General features: G+C 45.9%; 16 protein-coding genes and 1 pseudogene. 9 read left to right on the top strand and 8 right to left on the bottom strand.

Translation table 11 applies throughout. The annotated features are described in order from the left end of the window. Positions 1–224: 224 nt before the first annotated feature. Complete coding sequence (locus H0G69_RS06240; protein ID WP_006499119.1) at positions 225–1379, top strand: 5-methyltetrahydropteroyltriglutamate--homocysteine S-methyltransferase; 1155 nt, start codon at positions 225–227, stop codon at positions 1377–1379. A 200-nt stretch (positions 1380–1579) separates the two neighbouring features. Here the strand turns inward: H0G69_RS06240 and ribB are convergent, their stop codons facing one another. Together ribB and H0G69_RS06230 are read right to left on the bottom strand one after the other, a co-directional pair. Beyond that, positions 1580–2248: a 3,4-dihydroxy-2-butanone-4-phosphate synthase gene (ribB, locus tag H0G69_RS06235; protein ID WP_148313130.1), complete on the bottom strand. Its 669-nt coding sequence runs from the start codon at positions 2246–2248 to the stop codon at positions 1580–1582. Between the two features lie 407 nt (positions 2249–2655). Continuing rightward, positions 2656–4026 (bottom strand): ClC family H(+)/Cl(-) exchange transporter, encoded by a 1371-nt coding sequence (locus tag H0G69_RS06230; RefSeq protein ID WP_412138302.1) that lies wholly within the window; start codon positions 4024–4026, stop codon positions 2656–2658. A 377-nt stretch (positions 4027–4403) separates the two neighbouring features. Here H0G69_RS06230 and hdhA point away from each other — a divergent pair, with 377 nt between their 5' ends. After that, complete coding sequence (gene hdhA, locus H0G69_RS06225) at positions 4404–5216, top strand: 7alpha-hydroxysteroid dehydrogenase (protein ID WP_240164324.1); 813 nt, start codon at positions 4404–4406, stop codon at positions 5214–5216. A 71-nt stretch (positions 5217–5287) separates the two neighbouring features. On the opposite strand, the gene H0G69_RS06220 is transcribed toward hdhA, so the two are convergent. Then, positions 5288–5482: a hypothetical protein gene (locus H0G69_RS06220; protein WP_180304454.1), complete on the bottom strand. Its 195-nt coding sequence runs from the start codon at positions 5480–5482 to the stop codon at positions 5288–5290. A gap of 196 nt (positions 5483–5678) precedes the next feature. Further along, a pseudogene (locus H0G69_RS06215) lies at positions 5679–6925 on the bottom strand (RNA-guided endonuclease InsQ/TnpB family protein). 110 nt (positions 6926–7035) lie between these two features. Between H0G69_RS06215 and tnpA the strand changes: the two are divergent. Continuing rightward, positions 7036–7446: an IS200/IS605 family transposase gene (gene tnpA, locus H0G69_RS06210; RefSeq protein ID WP_240164387.1), complete on the top strand. Its 411-nt coding sequence runs from the start codon at positions 7036–7038 to the stop codon at positions 7444–7446. A 46-nt stretch (positions 7447–7492) separates the two neighbouring features. Here the strand turns inward: tnpA and H0G69_RS06205 are convergent, their stop codons facing one another. Then, positions 7493–8563, bottom strand: a complete 1071-nt coding sequence (locus tag H0G69_RS06205; protein WP_180304453.1) for a helix-turn-helix transcriptional regulator — start codon at positions 8561–8563, stop codon at positions 7493–7495. A gap of 129 nt (positions 8564–8692) precedes the next feature. Here H0G69_RS06205 and H0G69_RS06200 point away from each other — a divergent pair, with 129 nt between their 5' ends. Together H0G69_RS06200 and pnuC are read left to right on the top strand one after the other, a co-directional pair. Next, the gene (locus tag H0G69_RS06200) at positions 8693–10207 is read left to right on the top strand and encodes an alpha-N-arabinofuranosidase (RefSeq protein WP_180304452.1); all 1515 of its coding nucleotides are present in this window, start codon (positions 8693–8695) and stop codon (positions 10205–10207) included. Positions 10208–10612: 405 nt separating this feature from the next. Further along, positions 10613–11347 (top strand): nicotinamide riboside transporter PnuC, encoded by a 735-nt coding sequence (pnuC, locus tag H0G69_RS06195; RefSeq protein WP_033935703.1) that lies wholly within the window; start codon positions 10613–10615, stop codon positions 11345–11347. Between the two features lie 566 nt (positions 11348–11913). Here the strand turns inward: pnuC and H0G69_RS06190 are convergent. Together H0G69_RS06190 and H0G69_RS06185 are read right to left on the bottom strand one after the other, a co-directional pair. Then, positions 11914–12384, bottom strand: coding sequence for an LPXTG cell wall anchor domain-containing protein (locus H0G69_RS06190; RefSeq protein ID WP_180304451.1), 471 nt, complete (start codon positions 12382–12384; stop codon positions 11914–11916). 33 nt (positions 12385–12417) lie between these two features. After that, entirely contained in the window at positions 12418–12714 is a 297-nt protein-coding gene (locus H0G69_RS06185; RefSeq protein ID WP_180304450.1) for a YSIRK-type signal peptide-containing protein, read from the bottom strand. Between the two features lie 629 nt (positions 12715–13343). Between H0G69_RS06185 and H0G69_RS06180 the strand changes: the two genes are divergently transcribed. The 3 genes from H0G69_RS06180 (at position 13344) to glpK (ending at position 15676) form a co-directional block, all read left to right on the top strand. Next, entirely contained in the window at positions 13344–13493 is a 150-nt protein-coding gene (locus tag H0G69_RS06180) for a hypothetical protein (protein ID WP_155403341.1), read from the top strand. Positions 13494–13762: 269 nt separating this feature from the next. Further along, entirely contained in the window at positions 13763–13948 is a 186-nt protein-coding gene (locus H0G69_RS06175; RefSeq protein ID WP_006499107.1) for a 2-hydroxymuconate tautomerase, read from the top strand. 222 nt (positions 13949–14170) lie between these two features. Continuing rightward, positions 14171–15676 (top strand): glycerol kinase GlpK, encoded by a 1506-nt coding sequence (gene glpK, locus H0G69_RS06170; RefSeq protein ID WP_180304449.1) that lies wholly within the window; start codon positions 14171–14173, stop codon positions 15674–15676. Between the two features lie 317 nt (positions 15677–15993). On the opposite strand, the gene H0G69_RS06165 is transcribed toward glpK, so the two are convergent. After that, positions 15994–16158: a hypothetical protein gene (locus tag H0G69_RS06165; RefSeq protein WP_180304448.1), complete on the bottom strand. Its 165-nt coding sequence runs from the start codon at positions 16156–16158 to the stop codon at positions 15994–15996. 341 nt (positions 16159–16499) lie between these two features. Here H0G69_RS06165 and H0G69_RS06160 point away from each other — a divergent pair, with 341 nt between their 5' ends. Beyond that, entirely contained in the window at positions 16500–17360 is an 861-nt protein-coding gene (locus H0G69_RS06160) for an SPFH domain-containing protein (protein ID WP_180304447.1), read from the top strand. Positions 17361–17459 lie beyond the last annotated feature (99 nt).

Genomic DNA, 17459 nt, shown 5'->3' with positions numbered 1-17459 from the left:
GTAAGCCGGCCGCGGGGTGACGTCCGATATCACGGTCCGGGTCTTCTAATTTTTAGAGTACTCAGTAAGGGCTAGATTGTGAGGTCTAGCTGAATCAGGGTGGTAACACGTTGAATAAGCAGTCAACGTCCCTGGGAGAAAGTGCAGGATGTGCTTTTCCCAGGGATTTTTAATTTCCTGAGAAGTCCTGCCAAACAAGCATTTTCGAAAGGAAGTTATCACATATGACGCAAGCACAAACTTTAACTTTTACCAACCGCACGACTTCACCATTCCGTTATGATATTGTGGGCAGTTTCCTGCGTCCAGCCGAACTGAAAGCGGCTCGGGAAAAATTTGCCAACCATGAAATTGACCATGACGAACTGAAAAACGTTGAAGACAAGTGTATCAAGGAACTGGTCGAAAAAGAGGCGCAAGCAGGCCTGCACGCGGTTACTGATGGCGAGTTTCGGCGTTCTTGGTGGCATCTGGACACGTTCTGGGGCTTTGAAGGGATCGCACACACGAATCCAGAGCATGGCTACTTTTTCCATGGTGAAGAAACCCGTGCAGATTCAGCAGCTGTGACAGGCAAGGTTCGCTTTAACGGTACGCACCCCGACCTGGAAGCCTTCAAGTACCTTAAGCGCTTAACGGATGGCACGGACCTGATCCCACGCCAAAGCATTCCGGCACCGGCACAATGTTATGAAGAATTAGTACTGGGTGAGGGGAAGAACGAGGCCATCGCTGAATTTTACTCATCCAAGGCAGAATTGGCCAAAGACGTTTCGCAAGCTTACCATGATCTGATTTTGGCTTTATATGATGCCGGCTGTCGTGACTTGAAACTGGATGACTGTACCTGGGGATCAATTGCTGATGACGAATTCTGGCATGTGTTTGCAGAAGATGGTCAAAGCCGTGAACTGTTGCAAGAACAACTCTTAAAGATCAACAATGATGCCTTGGTAAACCTGCCAGCTGATTTGGTCGTGACTACGCATGTCTGCCGTGGCAACTACCACTCCACTTGGGCAACCAAAGGCGGTTATGGTCCCGTTGCTGACTATGTACTGGCGAAAGAAAACGTGGCAGCCTTTTATCTGGAATACGATTCAGAGCGGGCAGGCGGTTTTGAACCCTTGGCGAAGGTCCCAGCCGACAAATACGTGGTGCTGGGTCTGCTAACCTCTAAATCTGGTGAATTGGAAGATCGGCAGGTTATCTTGGACCGGATTCAAGAAGCGGCACAGTATCATGATCTGGACAAACTATGCCTGAGTACGCAATGTGGCTTCTCTTCAACTGAAGAAGGCAATATCCTGACTGAAGAACAACAGTGGGCTAAGATTGCCTTGGTCAAAAGCATTGCCGAAGAAGTCTGGGGCGCTTAAAACATTCTTTATTAATCTCCTTAAATGACATTTTTCCTAAAAAAAGCAGCACATGCCAAAGGATCAACAATCGTGGGCTGAGATCATTTAGCTCAAATATGCTGAAATACTATAAATATCTCCTCAAATAAAATAAAACTCCTCGCAGCCAAGCGGGGAGTTTTATTTTAATAACGAGACCTAGTCAGTAGCGAGTCAGATTAGCCTTGGACCGTGGCAGCTTGCAGGTCGCTGGCTTCCTTGATGTTGTGAGCGTCCATGTATTCGATGATTTGATTGATGGTAATGTAAGGAACGTTGACGCGCTTGGCCATTTCTGCCAGATCGTCGCGGCGAGCCATGTGGCCATCTTCTTTAAGCACTTCAATGATTACCGCAGCCGGTTCAGCGCCCGCCAGATATGCCAGGTCAACAGAAGCTTCAGTATGACCGATCCGTTTGCGCAGCCCGCCATCCAAAGCATAAAGTGGTTGAATGTGGCCAGGGTGGTTAAAGTCGGTTGGCTTAGCAGCGGGGTTGGCAATACGCTTGATCGTAGCAGCACGGTCAAATGCGGAAACGCCAGTCGTGACACCGGTTGCTTCAAAAGTACCATCCGCGGTCGTCATAAATGGCGTTTGGTTTGGATCAGTACTGTGTTCAACCATCTTGGTAAAGCCCAGTTCATGTGCCCGTTGGATGGTGATTGGCACGCACATCAGACCATTGGCTTCGTGCAGCATTTCGTAGACCGTTTCGGGAGTGATGCGGTCAGCTAAAGCCACCAGATCGCCTTCGTTTTCGCGATCCTCATTGTCAGAAAGAATTACGTAGCCACCATTTTGCAGTTGTTGCAGTGCAGTTTCGATCGTGTCAAATTGAACCATAATTTTAGCCTCTTTCTCTGTTTGCCAAATGTAAAATCAACTCTCCGTTCGAACGTGGCCTTATCATATCCTGTTATCGTTAGTTTGTAAACCGTACTATCTGCTTGAAACAGCTTTGTTTATCGAATGAATCACGAACAATAACGTTAAAATGCAACGAACGTTCGAGAATTGCCAACTGAGCAATTGAACAAGAATTTGATTATCCAGGCAGACGAACGTTCGTAAAGCTTTTCGATTACTTTAGGCGCTTGCTCTTTGAAACAAGTGTCGTTTTTGTTTAGTGGTGAACTAGAAAATGAACAAAAAATGCCATCAAAAACTTTTTCAAAAAATTTCTGATGACTTTCATTTATTAAATATCTAAAGTCGATTGGTTGATTATTTGCAATGAAACCAATCGAATTAATTCAATAATTAAGGTTGCCGGTTTTGGCATTCCGTTCTTGTGCAGCCTGGGGAGCCATCTGTTCACGCAGCGCGCCATAGATTGGCCGTCCCCCTAACAGATCGTTGACTGTGTAGGCAATGAACGTAACCAGCAGCATTGGCAGAATCTGCTGAATCGTGCCGACCATTTCAGTCAAAAGACAGATGGCGGTAAACGGGGCCATTTCAATTGCGCCAAAATAAGCAGCCATACCAATGACCACCAGATTGATGTAGGCTTTGGCAGGAATGAGACCAAAGCGGATCATCAAGCAGCCAGCAAAGCCACCCAAGATCGCACCCAGTACCAGAATCGGCATGAAAATCCCGCCTGGTACTGCGGCACCATAAGAAATCATCGAAAAAACGAAGCGAATTACAAAATAGATCCCCAAAAGCACCATCATCGCTTGAAACCCGTGTACATGACGTGGCAGCTGGGCGATAACCTCGACGAAAACGTGACTGCCTCCCAGCATGTTGGCATCCCACAAGCCGATTGGAACTACCAGCAGCAAGGGGATGATCGCGCGCCGATTTCTTGGCAGCCAGGTAATCTTGCCATACCAACAATGAATGTTAATCAGACAATATTGGTAAAACCAAGCCAGAATACCCAGCAAGATGCCAAACAAAGCCAAGGGAAGATAGGTAGCCGGTGGCAGGCGATAGGTAACGGGCAGCCACATGCATGGTCGCGTGCCAAAAAAGAGCAGGGTGACGAGATCGGAAGCGATGGCTGCGGTTAATGCCGTCAGCCAGGTTTGCGACTCAAACGTATAGGTAATCTCTTCAAGCAGGAAAAGCGCACCGGCCAATGGAGCTGAAAAAGCAGCGGAAAGTCCGGCGGCAATCCCACAGGCAATCATGATCTTGGTTTCGTCCTTGGATGATTTAAAGCATTTTTCAGACAGTCCTTGACCAATCGCTGCCCCCATCTGAATACAAGGACCCTCGCGACCTAGGAACAGCCCTGGACAGATTGCCATTAGGCCGATTATGTATTTGCGCCAGAGTACCGACCACCAAGACATCCAGTGTTCATCATGTAAAACGTCTTCAACTTGTGGCACGCCGGAACCAACGATGTCAAAAAGATGATTTTTCAACAGACGTGACATGATCAGCCATAAGATAACCGTGCCGATCAGATATGCGCCCAGCATCAGATAATGAGTTCGCATATAAGGATAGATAACGTTGAGTCCCTGCAGCGTTGTGTCAATGATTTTGCGAAACGTGGTTACGATCAGACCAGTTGCCATTCCGACAGCGGTGCCGCGTCCAATCCTTTTTAAAAAGTTTGAGGCAAAGGGCCGGTGCAGAATTTCGCTTGCGTCAATTTCTTTCAAGATACAATCCCCTTTTCGAATTTCTGTCTTTGTTATTGTGGCATTCTGATTGGTTGCCATTTTGATAACAGCTATCAATCAATCGTTAAATAATGAATTACTTAATAATCAACTTATGGCGAAAAAACAAAATGCAGTCTGTCTAACCACGAAAAATATAGCACAAATGAAATCGCTTTTTAAGAAACATTCATTAAAATTAGTTAATCTAAAGTATCTTTTTATCGAATTTTACAAAAATTAAGTTGTTATTTTATTAAAGATGTTATACTTTTCTCCAATATCAAAAAGACGGTTTATTTGACGAGGAGTCGCTCAATGCCGTCCTAGGATATCCTTAAAAGTTGTTGTTGATTACCTGTCTGAAGGAGGAATTTATGATGACTAAAGACTTGGAAAATAAAACGGCGATCGTTACGGCAGCCAGTCGCGGCATCGGCCTGGCAATTGCTGAAAAGCTGGTTGAGCAGGGGGCCATTGTCTATATGGCTGTGCGGGACAGTGAAAAGAACCGTCAGTTGACGGCACGCCTGCACGAGCAAAATGAAAACTTCCGCAGCGTTTTTTATGATGCGTTTGACTTTGCAACCTATACGCCCATGATTCAAGAAGTAGTGCAAGACGCGAGTCATTTGGACATTCTGGTCAATAATTTTGGCACGACGGATGTTAAAAAAGATACGACTTTGGTTGATGGCGACAGTCAGACCTTCTTTGATATCGTTGACAAAAACATCGCAAGCGTTTATTACACTTCCAAATATGCCGTTAAAGTAATGCGCGAGCAGGAAAGCGGCGGCAACATTATCAATATTTCATCAGTTGCCGGTACGACGCCAGATATCAGTCGCTTGGCATATGGCGTCTCAAAAGCAGCCATCAACTCGCTGACCAAACAGACAGCTGTTGAGTATGCGCGTGATAAGATTCGGGCCAACGCGGTACTGCCTGGTTTTGTCGGTACGGATGGCGCCTTGCAGAACATGTCAAAGAGCTTCTTGGATGGCTTTTTGAAACACGTGCCATTAAATGAGGTCGTTAAGCCAGTGGATATCGCCAATATGGTTGCTTTCCTGGCCAGCGATAAGGCACGTTATGTCACGGGTGAGCTGATTACGGTTGCCGGTGGCTTTGGCCTGCCAACGCCAATCTATGGGGATGCCATGAGCGGCAGCATTAAAAAAGGCTGATAATAATTAACCAGATAAAAAGGACTCGTCGATTTTGGCGGGTCCTTTTATATATTATTTAAATCATTAGCTTAGTTGGCTTGATTCAGCAAGGTCCGCATCGCTTGGATCGGAATGCGGCTGTAATTGACGTCTAAGCGACTGACATAGTTCAAATCAGCCAGCCATTTTTCGATTGCTCGCCTAAACTTGCGATTAAAACAGTGGTCAAACTGTTTTTTATTCAAGCTTTTGGTGCAGCTGACGGTAGCGTCGCGGACTGACACCGCAGATTTTCGTCAACCACCATCGGCTAAAGTCGATGGCTTGTGGGCAAACACCCCAGTATTGAGTATCCGAGCCACAATTTGCATAGATACGGACGATTTACTCAAACAGCCGCAGTTGCTTGAGCAGTGATCATCTAATTACCAATGCCTTTTACATTCCCAGGTTGCCATAGGAATGATCCCAGCTTTTTGACTAGGCTTTTTGTTGTTTCTGGAGTCCTTTTTCTAAAATATTTAGTGCTGCATTGTAATCACGGATATGATGAACATGGCACTGTGGACATATCCATTCACGATCTGCCAGTGTCAGCTTTTCGGTCCCGTCACTTCCCATTACAAAGCCACAGTCATGACAGGTTTGGGTAGTGTTTTTAGGACTGACAGTGATAAATTGACGGTCATAGAGGTCGGCTTTGTATGACAACATACCCAAGAAAGACCGCCAGCCAACATCACTGATGTTCATTGCCAGGGCATGATTTTTTAGCAGATTCTTACTCCTCAATTCTTCGGCTACAACGAGATCTTGGTTCTTGATCAGTGCTGTAGACGTGCGTTGAAGAAAATCACGGCGTCGGTCAAATACTCGTGCATGGATCTTAGCGACTAACAAACGCTGCTTCTGGTAGTTTTTGCTTTCCCGCAAAGAACGCTGCTCTTTTTTAGCCCGGCGCTGGCGGCGTGAAAGAGTACGCTGTGCTTTAGCTAATTTTCCCTTGATTGTTCGATAGTAGCGTGGGTTAGCGATGGTTCGACCATCACTGGCAGTCAGAAAGTTTTCTGTGTTTAGGTCAATGCCAATTTGCCGATTAGTGCGGCTAAGCTTAGGAACAAACGGTATATCGGAACCTAATTGCAGCGACAAAAAGAATCGATCGGCAGCATCTTTGGAAATGGTTACCGTACCAATGCGTGTTTCGCCTTGACGATCCAATAGTCGCTGCTGAGCACCTTTGATCCGCAAACGTCCTAGTTTATATGTTTGCGGTCTTCAAAGCAGACGGTACCGTTGTCTAGCTGGGCCGTCTTTTGTTTTGGATATTGACAGTTGGTCTGGTATCGCCAGGCATAGCTTTTACGATGAAATTTTGGCACACCGGCTTCATGAACCTTGCGAAAAGCGTTCCAAGCCTTGTGATAGTTTTGAATGGCATTAGCCTTAGCAAGACTGTCAATACGCTTATCTTCTAAAAACTGGAAATGATTTGACATCTGCTTAGCGTTTTGACGAAGCTTTAGCTGTTGGATCCGATCCTGAACCGTATCAATCGACAGTTTTACTCGGTTTAATTGCCAAAGTTCTTTACCGATTGCAACCATCTCATTATAGATGAAACGACTCGCATCGCTGTTAACCTTGATTATTTGTTTCTGGTGATCGCTTGGATAGATGCGAACCTTCAATCCATAATGATATTCTAGCTGTGCCATTGACTTCATTTTTTCACCTCCTTTAATTGGATTATATCATCAGCTAATGACTATAACGATTGAGGTTGTTCTTAATGACTAAAGAAAAAATTCAAGACGCAGTTTATACTCGTTGATATATCTATAATTTTCATTATCACTTAATCTGGGTAACCAAGTATCGTCACCAGACTTTTTCAACTAAGGAACTGGTAGACGAAATGAAAGACATACTGCGAATGGTCGCAAAAGATAACGATATTGTGATGGAAAAGCTGGAAGTCATCCTGGATCATGTTCATGTACTGATCAGTTTTCCACCTAGCAAGGCGCTAACCAGCGCTATCAAAGCACTAAAGGGGCGTAGTGCATTCATCTTTCTCAAACGACATCCAGAAATTCGACAATCACAATATTGGGGTGGTCATTTATGTTCTCACAGCTACTATATGAGTACGCTTGGCAATATGAGTAAAGATGTAGTGGAAAACTATATCAACAATCAAAAATACAATGCACTCCAAAAGAAAAAGTGTCCAAATGGACGTTGAGTGAGCCTAGCCGAAAATCCCATGACTAAAGTCACGGGATTTTCGGCTAGGCATAATTAAAAGTCTGATCGTAATGACTGGCGGAGGCAAAGGCGTAGTTTACTGCAATTTGGCTGATTGGCAGTGAGGAATACACCAACTCATTTTGCGAGGCGTTGATTTTACACAGATTGAGATAGGATTTAAGCGGCATCTCGGTCGTCGTTTTGAAGAGTGCCGATAAGTAGTTGGGAGTCACGTGCAGATGACTGGCGAGAGCGGCTACCGTTAACGGCTCGTGCAAATGAACGGCAACCTCGGCCTTGACGCGCTGAACTAAGGGATGATCGCTGGCCAGTGACTGCTGCTGAATCTTTTTAACCAGCCGTAGATATTCAAACTTGCCGTTAACCGTAATTGAATAAACCTTATCAGCCGTCCGAGCATTTTCGATGGACTGAATATAGGCATCATTAAGCAAAAAAGAATCTTCATAGTTCATCCCGCCTTTAATTGCTGCCCTGGCGATGAGGCCCAAATCGACAATGGCCAGGCTCTTAAACGAGCGGAGCGGATTTTTCGCAAGAGTGCCATATGAGCCGGTGAAGCTTTCATTTAATGCCTTTTTCAGCTGTTCTTCGTTGCCCGCTGCAATGGCACTGAGTTCACGCTGCTCTTCATCATAGGGATTATGGCGAAAGCTGGCTTCATGCGCGTTAAACAGGTGCTGAGCTGCACTTTTTTGCTGGGTTTGCCGCAATTCTTGAAAATAGCGGGTTTGACTGATCAGATCGCTGGCATGCAGATCAGTCGCTGAAATCAGATTCTGAATCAGGCACACGCCCTCCAGAAAAGTCTGATGCGGTTCACTGATTTGGTCAGCGCTGACGGGCCCGATTAAGATTAGCCTTTGCCGATTTAACTTGATCAGGACGATGATTTTGCCGTGCGCGCCCGTAATCAGTGGGATATCAGTGTGGCATTGACTGCCAAGCTGATTGACGTCAAAATCGCTGTTCAGCGGAGTGGCAGGATTTTTGATTTCCGGGGCCCAGCAGTGATTGCTTTTTTGCCAGTTTGAGATTGGGCAGTGATGGACTCTTTGAAAATAGTCGAGCGTTAATTGCAATGGCCGCATAAGATCACCTTACTTTTTTGATAGCTTGCGTTGTTTTTTGATATTAAAAACCATATTGATAGCTTATGCTGAAACCGTTATCAAAAGCAAGCATTTCTTGACAGCTTAGAAAGGATAGGTAAGTCGCTTATGGAACTATCAATTGACATCGATCAAACGCTGGGAATCGTTGACCCTAAGCTACACGGGCAGTTTATCGAGTTTTTGGGTGAATGTATTGATCAGGGAATCTGGGTTGGGCCGGATTCAAAGATTCCTAATATTCATGGCTTTCGCAAGACGATCGTCGAAAAGATGCAGGCGCTGCACCCAGCAGTGATTCGCTGGCCAGGCGGCTGTTATGCAGACTCATATCATTGGCGGGATGGCATTGGTCCACGCAAGCAGCGGCCAATCACCTTTAATGAAAATTTTGGTACGTTTACCAGGGATGATCATCAATTCGGCACGGACGAGTTTATGGAATTTTGCGAACTGGTTGGCGCAGAACCGTGGATCAATATCAATCTGATGAGCGGCACGGTTCAGGAAATGAAGGACTGGATGGAGTACTGCAATCGAGAGTCGGGTACCGATCTGGCAAGACTGCGTGCTCAAAATGGACATCCGGCACCTTATCACGTTAAATACTGGGGGATTGGCAATGAGGTCTGGGCAGGCGGCGGCTTTATGACTCCCGCGGCCTATGCAGCCAAGTATCGTGAGTTTGCGACCGCTATGCCGAGCTTTAAGCATGATCTCTTTGATAAGGAAAAGATCTATCGAATTGCTTCCGGACCCGATGGCAACAAACCGATCGAACGCGTGAACTGGACGCGCGATCTGCTGAATGAGCTGGCAAAGTATCGACAGCCATCGATTCAAGGCCTCGACCTGCATTACTATAATTGGAATCTGGCTGACGACGACACACCAACTGAATTTGATAAGCAGAGCTGGGATCGAGTAGTTAAAGGGGCTGGTGAGATTGAAGAAGTAATCGTTCAACAAGGAGAACTGATTAATCAAGGGCTTGCGAAAATGCCAACGCCGGAGTCAAGTATGGATCAGCGTCTGAGCAAACTGGAACTGATCGTCGGTGAATGGGGAGTCTGGCACCGGGATGCTTTTACCGCCAAACCGGCATTAAAACAGCAGGTAACAATGCGGGATGCAGTGGCAACTGCGATCACGCTCAATGTCTTGCAGTGTCACTGTGATCTGGTGAAAATGGCTACGGTAGCACAGTCGGTCAACGTGCTGAATGCATTGTTTTTGACTGAAGATGAAAAGACGATCATGACGCCAAACTATGACGTCTTTGTCATGTATCAGCGGCATCAAAATGGGCGACTGATCCAACTGCCGGCAATGAACAGTGAAAAACTTGATGTCATGGCAACCATCAAGCAGGGCCAATTGACGGTAACTATCATTAATAAAGACTATGCCCAATCCCATCAGCTGAATTTAAGATTGGGCGCTCCAGCCACGATGACGCGTCACGAAGAACTCAGCGCGGCCTCGCCTAATGAATATAATTCGGCAGCCGCACCGGATCGTGTCCGGACGCGTACTAAAGCGCCAGCGCCATTTACAGCTGATGTTTTCGCGCTCGAATTGCCGAATGCTTCCGTCAGTCAATTCCAGTTTCAGATGAACTAGACTGCAGCAATGACCGACCAGTCGAATTTGGCTGATTAATAAAAGCGGGGGGCTAGATTGCTGGTCACCTTATCGATCCTTTAATCAAACGACGCAAAACGGCCAGTCAAAAATTTTTTATTTATTTTTAGTAAGCGCAGTCGTTACGGTTAAATAGATACTTTAGCGTGATTTTGTTTAAGATAGATGAAGAAATTTGCATTGGCAAGTGAATCGATCTTTTGGTAGGATATACAAGTTGCTCAAAGCCAAAACGGCTGATTTGTTTTATTTTATGGGCCCGTAAAATAAGACAGCTGGCGAGAAAACGAGCACTTCTCGTCAACCGAGGTGGGGGTCGCCCCACGGATAAGCAGCCGCGCAGTTCGCGTGGTAAAAGCTACTGAGAAAAAGGAGAATCGATTCATGGAACGTAATGAAAATTACTTTGTCTGGCTGTTCAATCAACTGAAAGGGTGGCCAATGCAGAACTATCTGCTGTTTTTCTTTGCCCTGGGCTTTCAGCTGGCTTTGTTGATCAGCAGCAAGGTTACGTCGGTCACGCTGATTACGTTTATCGGCACGATCTTGGGGACGCTGTGCGTGTTGGCCATCAATGCTACCAAGGCAATCAATGGCTGGCTGGGGCTGATCTCGGCTGCCTGCTTTATTTACGCGGGTTTGGCAGCAAAAAACTACCTGTCGATTTTTGAACAGATTGCCTATGTATTGACGCTTGATCTGCCGGTAATCTTTGCCGTCCGCAGCTGGAACGACGATACCAAAAATCATCTGCGCCGTTTCGGAACCAAACAATGGATCATAGCCATTATTGGTACGCTGCTGGTCTACGCTATCAGTGGTTATCTGATTGGCAGTTTCACTAATGATCCGCGGCCATGGATCGATGCCATCAGTTTTGCTATCAGTCTGACTGCAGGGATCATGTGCTTTATGCGCTACAATAACCAATACTACTGGTGGCTGGCTTCTGGGATCTTCCAGCTGATTCTTTGGGGCGTGACCTTTGCGCAAGGGGATGCTACGCTGGCAATGGCAATCAACAGTTTGATCTACGTGGTCAATGACATTCTGGCTTTTACGGTTTCGCCATGGTTTAATCGCGGCCGTCGTCAAGCTGGTTTAACGGAAATGGAATAAATCAGGCCGGATGTTATCGGCACCAACTGATTTCAGAGCGATCTGAAGGCAGTTTTTTTGTGAATAAATTCCGCATGAGCAGCCATTGATTCCTGTAAATACCTACTATTCGCCGATTTTAGGCCAGAAGTAGGTAGTTGCATATTCGAACGGATCAACTTTACCTACTTTTGACGGTTTTTCTTCAAATCGTAGGTAATAATGCATATTTTAGGGTTGATTGGGTCAGACCGACTTTGTGAATTACCTACGATTGCGTGTTTTTTATGAAATAGTAGGTAATATTAGGGACCCCTAACTCAATATACACTGATTTTTACCTACTTATACATCGATTTTGGCAAAAAGCAGGTAATGATGGTTTCGTCATATGTTTTATGCAGGATTTTTTGCATAACAGCCACTAATCAGCAGTTCAGGAACGGCTGCTCATTGTTGCAAACATGATCCAAGCAGCAGTACTTAAGGCTTCCAGGAACGATTGCATCAATCAAATCAAAAACTTCACCACGGAGCATTTCCACGATGAGGTTTAAGAAGTCTATGTGGATCAACAAGCAGGCAGATTAGTTATGACGTTTTTTGAAGGCCCCCGTTAAGGAAAGCGCCAGACTGGACAAGCCAAGTCCTAAGGCAGCCAGTAAACCAGTCTGTTCATTACCAGCTTGTGGCAGCGTCTTTTGGCTGGTCTTGGCAGTGTTTTGGCGGTTGTTCATTGATGAAGCCGTGACTGTAACAACCGGCGTATTCGAATCGGTTGAATTGTTGGCGGTAAACGTTGGCAGCAGGACGATTTCTTCAACTTTGCGGCTGTCAGAATTGTTGTTGGTAACGACCGTGTTGACATCGAAAGTACCATCGGATTGATTGGCATTTAAAATCGAGCTGCCGTTGTATCCAGTCGTCTGGTTGTTGACCGTGATGTTAATGCCGTGTTGAATGTTATCCGTTGCAGGCGCCTGGGCACTGTTTTGCTTGGAGTTGATAATCGTTTGATCAGCCTCAGTGCTTTGATCAGTCGAACTGTTCGTACTCATCGCGGTGTTGGCGGAATCAGTCGCGGTTGATGCCTAATCCTTGGCATTGTTAGCAGTAGTTGACTGAGCAGCGGAATCAGAGGTGGCTACTGAATGAGTCAAAGCGTCGGCAGCAGTAGTTGATTGATCCGTTGAATTGGCTGTCAAGACAGTCGTTGTCGTGGATCCATCACTGGTATCGGCGTGGACCGTCATGGCACTGCTGCCGATAAAGAACAGGCTGGCGATGGCTACCGAGGCAATTTCGGTACCAAATTTACGCAGTGAAAACCGCAATTGGCGATCGCTGGCTTGTTTGATTTTCAGATTGTGATTGTTTTTACTAAGCATGGTGTAATCATCCACTTACGTTTGGTAAAAATTATCATTCGTGTGATAACTAGGCCAAGAAGAAAATTACTTTTATAGGAACGATTTGCATTGTCACAAGCAGTGGTAATCAATTATTTATAATTAGATATGATAATTTTGTCATAGCTTACAAATGCTAATATACCAACGTTTGTTAGATAAACTAAACAAACAAGTGATTTAATAAATGAAATATATTTTTGCTTATCTAACGAATCGCCAAGTGTGAATTTATTGACATAATAATGACTTTGGAGCGGATGTGGGGCTGCTAAGAGGCGATTGGTGCGATAAAAATTATCAGCGACCAATAAATACAGTGATGGGCTTGGTTGCATCAATGATCGAGAATAGCATAAGCAAGCTCACGATGGCATTCAGCTTGGAAAAGATCATAAACGTTTGATTAATCGGTTCTTTGGCTCAGCTAATCAAAAAGTTTACCCGAAAAGATCAGCGATAAGTGCATATTTGAAGATGGAAGATTGCATCGTTTGGCCTATCAATAAGAAGGTTTAACGCAATTGTTGCTCGTCATGACTTGTAATGCGGAGTAGAATAGAGACAAAGCATGAATCAAAAGCCAATTGAAAAGGGAAGTGTCGATTATGAAAAAGACATTGTATGACGGCGAACATTTTCAAGTAGTTCTGGAAAGTAAAAAGCCGCTGGTTAAAGGCGTTAAGACTGACCTTCATAAAATGGCCGGCGTCATGCTGGCAGCCGGGGCGGCATGGCTGTTGATCAAGAAGCATTAAATAGAAGAACCGTTCGACTGGCTGAGACTGGTTGAGCGGTTTTTGAGTTCAGCGGATTTTTAAAGGGGCAGGGGTGGCTGAGCGGCAACCTTTAAGGAAATTAGCTGTTGAACGCCAGCTGACAAATTGTTGACGGCCAGCAGTTGCGTTATTAAAGAATAGTTTTGAAAATTAATTAAGTAGTTTTTAAGACTATGTAAAGCGTTGCCAAATCAGTGTTAATTGTGGTATGATTGCCCCAAGTTATTGGATTAAAGGAGAGATTTTTCATGCCATTGGTACACATTGATCTGTTGGAAGGTCGCACTGAAGAACAATTAAAGGCCCTGGTTAAGGACGTTACGGCAGCCATTTCTAAGGATGCCAATGTTCCTGAAGAACGCATCCACATCGTTTTAAACGAAATGCGCAAGGATCGCTACAGTGTGGCTGGCAAGATGGTCAGCGATAAGTAAACGATTAGCCGCTGAATGGCCTTGGGTCGCCAGCGGTTTTTTTGCGTCATGAAGCGGTGCTGAAATTGAGTTGGGGAGTTTTCCAACCAGCATATCCAGACAGGCTGGGCAGTTTAATGGTTTGGCGAACGCTTGGGAATGACTGGTATGCTGGGGCAGCTTACTAACTGGCGAACAACCAGGCAAGCCGCGCAGTGCTCATAACGGAAAGGATTGAAATTCATGAGTGACGAACAATATATAATGGCAATTGATCAAGGAACGACCAGCTCGCGGGCAATCATCTTTGATCACCAAGGACATGAAATTGCAATGGCTCAGCAGGAGTTTCCGCAATACTTCCCGAATCCAGGCTGGGTTGAACATGATGCCACGGAAATCTGGGATAGCGTTCAATCAGTAATTTCTGATGTTATGATCAAATCACAGATCAAGCCGTACCGTATTGCCGCGATTGGGATTACCAACCAGCGGGAAACGACGGTCATCTGGGATCGCCACACTGGCAAGCCAATCTACCATGCGATCGTTTGGCAGTCTAAGCAGACCAGTGACATTGCCGAACAGCTGATCAAGGATGGCTATAAAGATCTGATTCACGAAAAAACCGGTCTGGTAGTCGACTCTTACTTCTCCGCAACTAAAATCAAGTGGATTTTGGATCACGTGCCGGGCGCGCGGGAAAAAGCAGCCAATGGCGATCTGCTGTTTGGGACGATTGATACTTGGCTGCTGTGGAATCTGACGGGCGGCCGCGTGCATGCCACGGACGTTACCAATGCCAGTCGGACGATGCTGTTTAACATTCACACGCGTCAATGGGATCAAGATATTTTACAGCTGCTGGACATCCCAAGCCAAATGCTGCCGGCCGTGCGCTCAAATTCAGAAGTGTACGGCTATACGGGCGATTACCACTTCTTTGGGGTCGAGATTCCGATTGCGGGGATGGCTGGTGATCAGCAGGCAGCTTTGTTTGGTCAGGCTGCCTATGAAAAGGGATCCGTTAAGAATACTTACGGTACTGGCGCCTTTATCGTGATGAATACTGGTACCGAGGCCACGCTGTCGAAAAATGGTCTGCTGACGACGATTGCCTATGAGCTGAACGGACAATTGAACTATGCTTTGGAAGGCTCGATCTTTGTAGCGGGATCGGCAATTCAATGGCTGCGCGATGGGCTGCAGTTCTTTACCAAGGCCAGCGAGTCAGAAAAAATGGCCGTTGAAGCCGGTTCAACTGGCGGCGTTTATGTGGTACCGTCATTTACCGGGCTGGGCGCGCCATACTGGGATCAAGAAGTGCGTGGCGCGATGTTTGGCTTGACGCGGGGATCCAATCGCCAAAGCATTACGCGGGCTACGTTGGAATCGATCGCCTACCAGACGAGGGATGTCGTTGATACGATGGTCAAAGACACCGACTTGCCGTTAAAGGCACTGACGGTCAACGGCGGGGCTTGTCGCAACGACTTTTTGATGCAGTTCCAGGCTGATATTCTGCAAACGCCGATTGAACGAGCACAAATGGAAGAAACTACGGCACTGGGCGCGGCTTTCCTGGCTGGTTTGGCAGTTGGCTTTTGGAATGATCAAGAGGAGCTCAAGGAACTTTCCAAACTGGGCGATGAGTTTATGCCGGTGATGAAGCGTGAAGATGCCGAACAGCTTTACCACGGCTGGCAGCGAGCAATCAAAGCCGCTCAGTTCTTCAGCCACGGAGAATAAAGCCTTGGGAACGATTAAGCTGCGCCCTAGGAGAAATGCTACGCTTTGGGGCAGTGATTTGCTTGAACGGCGGCACATTGATTATGCTTAGCGGCAAAATAATAATTGGCAAAACGCCTTGCCTGGTCTGGCAAGGCGTTTTCAAATTGCAATGCCGATTGAAATCAGCTATAATTATGGCGTAAACAAAAAGGCTAACGTGCTGGAACATGTTAGCCCGAATGTCCTTGAAAATCGACAGTGCTTACACTCATAAAACATGAATTTGTCACACCATCTTAGAGCTGCCACTCATAAAGATGGTTTTTTCTTTTTGGTCAGAAATGACTGACCATGTAGCAACCGGCTATGAGGGAAGCAATCACAATGATTACGACCGTGGCCAAAGCTGCATGTTGAACGCCGATCGGTAAGCCATGCAGTTCGTGAAGAACAGCGGCAAGACCTTTTAAGTCGGCGCCATCTTGATGTCGGTTTGACACTTATGGATCCCTTTCATAATGATGGGAAGCGTCGTGTGTTTTTTCAACTCCTTCATTGGCATCGCTCCCTTCGAAAAGCGAAGCACCACCAATGTTCCTGGACAAAAATATTATAACATAATCGAGTCAGTTGCTAACTGGCTCGATTTTTTAGTAAACTTTCTCAAATTGATTTGGTAAAGTTCATCAGATTGAATCGCTATTTAGTTAAGAATAGCAGCGAATTATTCAGTGGATCGTCGTGCCGGGCAAGCAATCATCCAGCGTTGTGTTTGCTATTTTGTTGGAAATCGTTTCTAGGTTATAATTGTTCTAGAATCGATCTGAAAGAAGGGATGACGATGCAAGAGAAAAAAGCATTCCACGTTAATGGCTATCTGGGATTGATTGCTGCCATTGCGGTCGCGGTTTTAGGAGTTTGGCTGTGCTATCGCGGTTACGCTGATCAGCAGCATGGTGAGCTGGCAGTCGGGGTCATTTTGATTTTGCTGGCTGCACTGTGCGCTTCAGCATTGACGATCGTACAGCCAAATGAAGCTAAGGTGCTGACTTTTTTCGGCAACTATATTGGCACGATTCGCGATGCCGGCCTGTTTATGACGGTGCCGTTAACGGACAAGCAGAGCATTTCCCTACGAGTACGCAACTTTAACTCTCAGATTTTGAAGGTTAATGACTCAAAAGGGAATCCAGTTGAAATCGCGGCCGTAGTAGTCTTTAAAGTCATTGATACGGCGCAGGCTCTGTTTAATGTTGATGACTATGAGGAATTCGTTGAGATTCAAAGCGAGTCTGCTGTGCGTCACGTTGCCAGCGAATATCCGTACGACACATTTGATGAGCAGGATAAGCTGACGCTGCGTGGGAATCCGACTGAAGTTTCTGACCGCTTGACACAAGAACTGCAGGAACGGCTTAACGTGGCTGGCGTGCAGATTTTGGAAACGCGGCTGACGCACTTGGCATATGCCACGGAAATTGCCAGTGCGATGCTGCAAAGACAACAGTCCGCGGCGATTCTGTCAGCACGTAAGATTATCGTTGAAGGTGCCGTCTCAATCACGGAAGATGCTATGGAGCGGCTGGCCAAGGAAACGGATTTAAATCTGACTGATGAGCAGCGTTTACAGGTCATTAACAATATAATGGTAGCAATTATTAGTGAACGCGGCACGCAGCCAGTAATCAATACTGGAAAATAACTGAATTTATCTTTAAATGCTTAATCGCACGTTCTAGCTGTCAAAGGCAGGGCGGGCGATTTTTTATCAATTGGTTCAAGCATTAGAGTATAGTAGCGT

This window comes from Limosilactobacillus mucosae (assembly GCF_013423865.1).
In the GTDB taxonomy this organism is placed as follows: Bacteria; Bacillota; Bacilli; order Lactobacillales; family Lactobacillaceae; genus Limosilactobacillus; species Limosilactobacillus mucosae.
Note: the sequence above shows the minus strand (reverse complement) of the source record. Positions and strands in the feature narration are given on the sequence as shown.

Coding starts and splice junctions, on each gene's coding strand:
- H0G69_RS06240 (WP_006499119.1), top strand. CDS start 225: ATGACGCAAGCACAAACTTTAACTTTTACCAACCGCACGACTTCACCA.
- hdhA (WP_240164324.1), top strand. CDS start 4,404: ATGATGACTAAAGACTTGGAAAATAAAACGGCGATCGTTACGGCAGCC.
- H0G69_RS06205 (WP_180304453.1), bottom strand. CDS start 8,563: ATGCGGCCATTGCAATTAACGCTCGACTATTTTCAAAGAGTCCATCAC.
- H0G69_RS06200 (WP_180304452.1), top strand. CDS start 8,693: ATGGAACTATCAATTGACATCGATCAAACGCTGGGAATCGTTGACCCT.
- pnuC (WP_033935703.1), top strand. CDS start 10,613: ATGGAACGTAATGAAAATTACTTTGTCTGGCTGTTCAATCAACTGAAA.
- H0G69_RS06190 (WP_180304451.1), bottom strand. CDS start 12,384: ATGAGTACGAACAGTTCGACTGATCAAAGCACTGAGGCTGATCAAACG.
- H0G69_RS06185 (WP_180304450.1), bottom strand. CDS start 12,714: ATGCTTAGTAAAAACAATCACAATCTGAAAATCAAACAAGCCAGCGAT.
- H0G69_RS06180 (WP_155403341.1), top strand. CDS start 13,344: ATGAAAAAGACATTGTATGACGGCGAACATTTTCAAGTAGTTCTGGAA.
- H0G69_RS06175 (WP_006499107.1), top strand. CDS start 13,763: ATGCCATTGGTACACATTGATCTGTTGGAAGGTCGCACTGAAGAACAA.
- glpK (WP_180304449.1), top strand. CDS start 14,171: ATGAGTGACGAACAATATATAATGGCAATTGATCAAGGAACGACCAGC.
- H0G69_RS06160 (WP_180304447.1), top strand. CDS start 16,500: ATGCAAGAGAAAAAAGCATTCCACGTTAATGGCTATCTGGGATTGATT.